Raw genomic sequence first — 4933 nt, 5'->3', positions numbered from 1 at the left:
TTTTTAATAAACTTGGCACGCAAGCTGCATTATTACTTACAGTTGCTCATTCAACTTATTATGATAGTCCCGCAGTTAAGCGGAATATGCGCTTCATAAATCATCGAATGATGCCTAAGACTGGTACCTATCGTCCACCAAACCGATATCGTGTGAATTCACTTTATCAAACATCGGACGACACGTTGAGTGAGGTACCGCCTATGTCCTGCTGTGATGAATGGTTCATCAATTTTGGACATGTTTGGATGCTATTCGTCTCATCCTCCCGATGATTGCTTCGGCTTCATCAAACTGGAGACGATGCTTAAGGGCATCCACATATTCTGCGACGGGGCAATTTATTGCCCCGTTGTCACATCTATACCCGTCATACTTCAAGCTGCATGTGCGCTGGCCGCCTCCCGCAACTCGAATTATTTAGGGTATATTATGGTCAAAGATAAGCTACGCTCTCCGTTTTTACTGCAAATAACAATAAAAGCAGGTCTGATGATGATTCTGACGATAATGGATAAGCCGCATTAATTAAAAGCACTTAGCTCAAAGCCAGGTGCTTTTTTTTTATCTCAATCAAGAGACGTTGTTCCTGGTACATACCCAATAGATTTCAAGTTGCGGGCAGGCGGAAAACGAGATACAAATCGGTCGGGAACCGATTTGAACAGCATTTATGCTCGCCCGCAGGGTGAGGCTCATTAATCCCGATGAGCTGACATAAGTCAGTGATTCGGGTTATTGAGTGCAACCAACACACCTGCAACTTAAAAAATGACGGGTAATTGTGCCACAAGCATTGTAATCCTCACGCAGTCAGTTAGCATCACCACAGCATGATAGGTAATGAGATGATTTCGTTGAAAAGATGGCGTTTATTTCCCCGTTCTTTACGTCAATTGGTACTCATGGCATTTCTGTTGGTGCTGCTACCTTTATTGGTGCTGGCATACCAGGCTTATCAAAGCCTTGACCACCTTAGCACGCAGGCGGCTGACATTAATCGTACTACCCTGGCAGATGCGCGGCGCAGTGAGGCGATGACCAGTGTGGCGCTCGAAATGGAGCGTAGTTATCGCCAGTACTGTGTATTAGATGATGCAACACTGGCAAAGTTATATCAGCATCAACGTAAACAGTACGCTCAAATGCTTGATACGCACGCCTCTATCCTGCCAGATGCCCGTTACTATCAGACTCTGAGCAGTTTACTGACACAACTTTCTGATATTAAATGTAAAAATAGTGGCCCGGAACAAAATGCGTCAACTCTATTAGAGCAGTTCTCCCGCTCCAATGCCGAAATGGTACAGGCAACGCGCGATGTGATTTTCTCCCGCGGTCAGCAATTACAAAAAGATATTGCCGAACGTGGGCAATTCTTTGGTTGGCAATCCCTGTTACTGTTTTTGGTCAGTGTGCTGTTAGTGGTGTTATTTACCCGGATGATAATTGGGCCGGTTAAAGGCATTGAGCGGATGATTAATCGCTTAGGTGAAGGGCGACCATTAGGTAATACGGCGCTATTTAAAGGGCCACGCGAGTTACGCTCACTGGCACAGCGTATTATTTGGCTCAGCGAGCGCTTAGCGTGGTTAGAGTCACAGCGCCACGAGTTTTTGCGCCATATCTCTCATGAATTGAAAACACCACTCGCCAGTATGCGCGAAGGGACCGAATTGTTAGCGGATGAGGTTGCCGGGCCATTGACGCAAGATCAAAAAGAAGTTGTGGCAATCCTTGATAACAGCAGCCGTCATTTGCAATTATTGATTGAGCAATTATTAGACTATAACCGTAAACTGGCAGATGGCCCCGGTGAACATGAGAATGTTGAACTGGCGGAAATGGTTGAGGATGTTATCTCAGCCCATAGTTTACCCGCACGGGCCAAGACTCTACATACTGAGACTGATCTGCAAGCGGACATTTGTTGGGCAGATCCGACATTATTAATGCGGGTATTGGATAATCTCTACTCCAATGCGGTGCACTATGGCGAGGAATCCGGTACCATTTGGATTCGCAGCCGTCGGGTGGATAACCGCGTACAAATTGATATTGCCAATACCGGGGCGCCGATCCCTATGTCCGAAGAAACCATGATATTTGAGCCTTTTTATCAGGGAAGCCATCAGCGAAAAGGGGCCGTCAAAGGTAGTGGGTTGGGGCTGAGTATTGCTCAGGACTGCATCAGACGTATGCAGGGCGACTTGCAACTGGTGGCTGTTGATTACGCTGCGGTTTGCTTTCGTGTTGAATTGCCATTAACCGCCGAGAATGAATGAATAATGTACAAATGGTCTATGAGCAGCATTATTAAAAAGACCGTCTTTTTATCATGTCCGACATCAACTGCGGCAGCTATGCCCGCGGGCAAATCTGGTACGGGTATTTTTTGGCGAGCATTGTTGCTGGCCCCACTCTTACTTACCGGATGTACTGATAATCCAGCCAGTAGCCGTTTTTCACAAGCAGTGCAGTTGGTCATACCGGAAACGAAAATCGTTGATTATCGGACCTTATCCTGCGATGTGCTGTGGGATCTTGATGATAAAGAGACACTGGAGAACTCCCTGTACTGGCTACGGGCAATGGACTGTGCAGAGCGTATGGGGTCTACTCAAGCGCGAGCATTAGCGAAGTCATTGCCGGTAGTGGCATGGCCTTCGGCCTTCAAGCAGGGCATTTTAGTCAGCAGTGCCGAGCCTACAATGGCGGAACGTCGTCAAGTGGTTGAGCGTTTGAACAGTTATAGCCAAAGCGTCCCTGGCGCGGTGCGTCCACTGATTCAGCTATGGCGTGAGCAACAGGTGCTGCGCATCTCTCTGGCAGAAGAGCGCATTCGCTACCAGCGCTTACAGGACGAATCGGACACCCAGATTGATCGCCTGCGAGAAAGCCAGGTCCGGTTGCAATATAACTTACTGGATACTACCCGTAAGCTGGAAAACCTGACTGATATCGAACGGCAGCTTTCATCACGCAAGCAGTTGCAGAATGAAATTCCAGAAACGGATGTGGATAGCAAACCAGCCGTCGTGCCGAAACCGCTAGAAGCTAAACCACAGCCCAAAGTTGAGCCAGCTAAACCGGTTGAAGCCAAACCAACTGAAGCTAAACCGGTTGAAGCTAAACCGACCGAAACTAAACCGGTTGAAGCCAAACCGACCGAAGCTAAACCGGTTGAAGCTAAACCGACCGAAGCTAAACCGGTTGAAGCTAAACCGGTTGAAGCTAAACCCGTTGAAACCAAACCGGTAGAAACCAAGCCGACAGCGCCTCAAGCTGATACTAAACCGGCCCCACAATCGGTAGAAAAACCGGCTGATACTTATACTCCGCCAGTGGTACCACCAACGGATGTACCACCTGCCACCAATAAGGAATCTCATGACGCCACGCAAACCGGCCAATCTACTGCTGGTTGATGACGACCCCAGCTTACTTAAGTTACTGGGGATGCGTTTAACCAGCGAAGGGTTTAATGTCACCACGGCTGAAAGCGGCCAGGAAGCATTGCGTTTGTTAATGCGTGAAAAGATAGACTTGGTTATCAGTGACTTGCGTATGGATGAAATGGACGGCATGGCGCTGTTCGTCGAAATTCAGAAACATCAGCCAGGTATGCCAGTGATTATCCTGACCGCCCACGGCTCTATCCCTGATGCGGTGGCTGCCACCCAGCAAGGGGTGTTCAGTTTCCTGACCAAACCGGTTGATCGCGATGCTTTGTATAAAGCCATTGATGCAGCTTTAGAGCTTTCTATTCCTGCCGGTGATGATACCTGGCGTGAAGAGATAGTGACCCGCAGCCCGGTTATGTTGCGCCTGCTGGAGCAGGCCAAAATGGTGGCGCAATCTGACGTCAGTGTGCTGATTATCGGGCAAAGTGGAACCGGTAAAGAGGTTCTGGCGCAAGCTATCCATGCTGCCAGCCCTCGGGCGAAAAAAGCCTTTATTGCCATTAACTGTGGCGCATTGCCGGAGCAGTTATTGGAGTCAGAACTGTTTGGTCATGCCAAAGGCGCATTTACCGGTGCGGTCAGCAGCCGTGAAGGGCTATTTCAGGCCGCAGAAGGCGGCACGCTGTTTTTAGACGAAATCGGCGATATGCCGCTGTCTTTACAGGTGAAATTACTGCGAGTGCTGCAAGAACGCAAAGTACGGCCGCTGGGCAGTAACCGTGATTTAAGTATCGATGTGCGGGTCATTTCAGCCACCCACCGTGATTTGCCTAAAGCCATGGCAAAAAATGAATTCCGCGAAGATCTCTACTATCGTTTGAATGTAGTGAATCTGAAGATCCCGGCACTGCATGAGCGCTCAGAAGATATCCCGCTGCTGGCTAATCATCTGTTACGTGAATCAGCTAAGCGGCATAAGCCCTTTGTCCGCAGTTTCTCAACTGATGCTATGAAGCGGTTAATGACCGCCAGTTGGCCGGGTAACGTGCGTCAACTGGTCAACGTGATTGAACAATGTGTGGCACTCACCTCAGCTCCGGTCATTAGTGAAGCATTGGTTGAGCAGGCACTGGAAGGGGAAAACACGGCATTACCAACCTTTGTTGAAGCTCGTAATCAGTTCGAATTGAATTATTTGCGTAAGCTGCTACAAATCACCACCGGTAATGTGACCCAGGCTGCCCGGATGGCGGGGCGTAACCGTACCGAGTTTTACAAGTTATTGTCGCGCCATGAGCTGGATGCCAATGATTTTAAAGAATAACTTATACCCGTCATACTTCAAGCTGCATGTGCGTTGGCTGCTTTCGTTACTCGGCCCATCCATCGGCCTCGTCTCTACGAGGCCGCTGCAAGCAGCGTTCAAATCTGCTCCCGGCAGATTTGTCACCCGAATCATTGACTGGCGTCAACTCATCGGGATTTACTCGATTGCCGCCTTCCTGCAACTCGAATTATTTAGGTTATAT

3 protein-coding genes and 1 pseudogene are annotated in these 4933 nt (G+C 48.8%); all 4 read left to right on the top strand.

Annotation, left to right across the window (positions count from 1 at the left end):
- Nucleotides 1-848 precede the first annotated feature (848 nt).
- Nucleotides 849-2285, top strand: coding sequence for a sensor histidine kinase (locus V2A85_RS21915; RefSeq protein ID WP_420072358.1), 1437 nt, complete (start codon nt 849-851; stop codon nt 2283-2285).
- Nucleotides 2286-2363: 78 nt separating this feature from the next.
- Nucleotides 2364-3428: a two-component system QseEF-associated lipoprotein QseG gene (gene qseG / locus V2A85_RS21910; RefSeq protein ID WP_420072359.1), complete on the top strand. Its 1065-nt coding sequence runs from the start codon at nt 2364-2366 to the stop codon at nt 3426-3428.
- Nucleotides 3391-4728 (top strand): two-component system response regulator GlrR, encoded by a 1338-nt coding sequence (gene glrR / locus V2A85_RS21905; RefSeq protein ID WP_032907964.1) that lies wholly within the window; start codon nt 3391-3393, stop codon nt 4726-4728. The genes qseG and glrR overlap by 38 nt, the downstream gene beginning before the upstream one ends.
- A pseudogene (locus V2A85_RS21900) lies at nt 4712-4933 on the top strand (hypothetical protein); the annotation flags it as partial. The gene glrR and the pseudogene V2A85_RS21900, both read left to right, overlap by 17 nt.

The organism is Yersinia sp. 1252 StPb PI (assembly GCF_048593885.1).
Classification (GTDB): Bacteria; Pseudomonadota; Gammaproteobacteria; order Enterobacterales; family Enterobacteriaceae; genus Yersinia; species Yersinia enterocolitica_E.
Note: the sequence above shows the minus strand (reverse complement) of the source record. Positions and strands in the feature narration are given on the sequence as shown.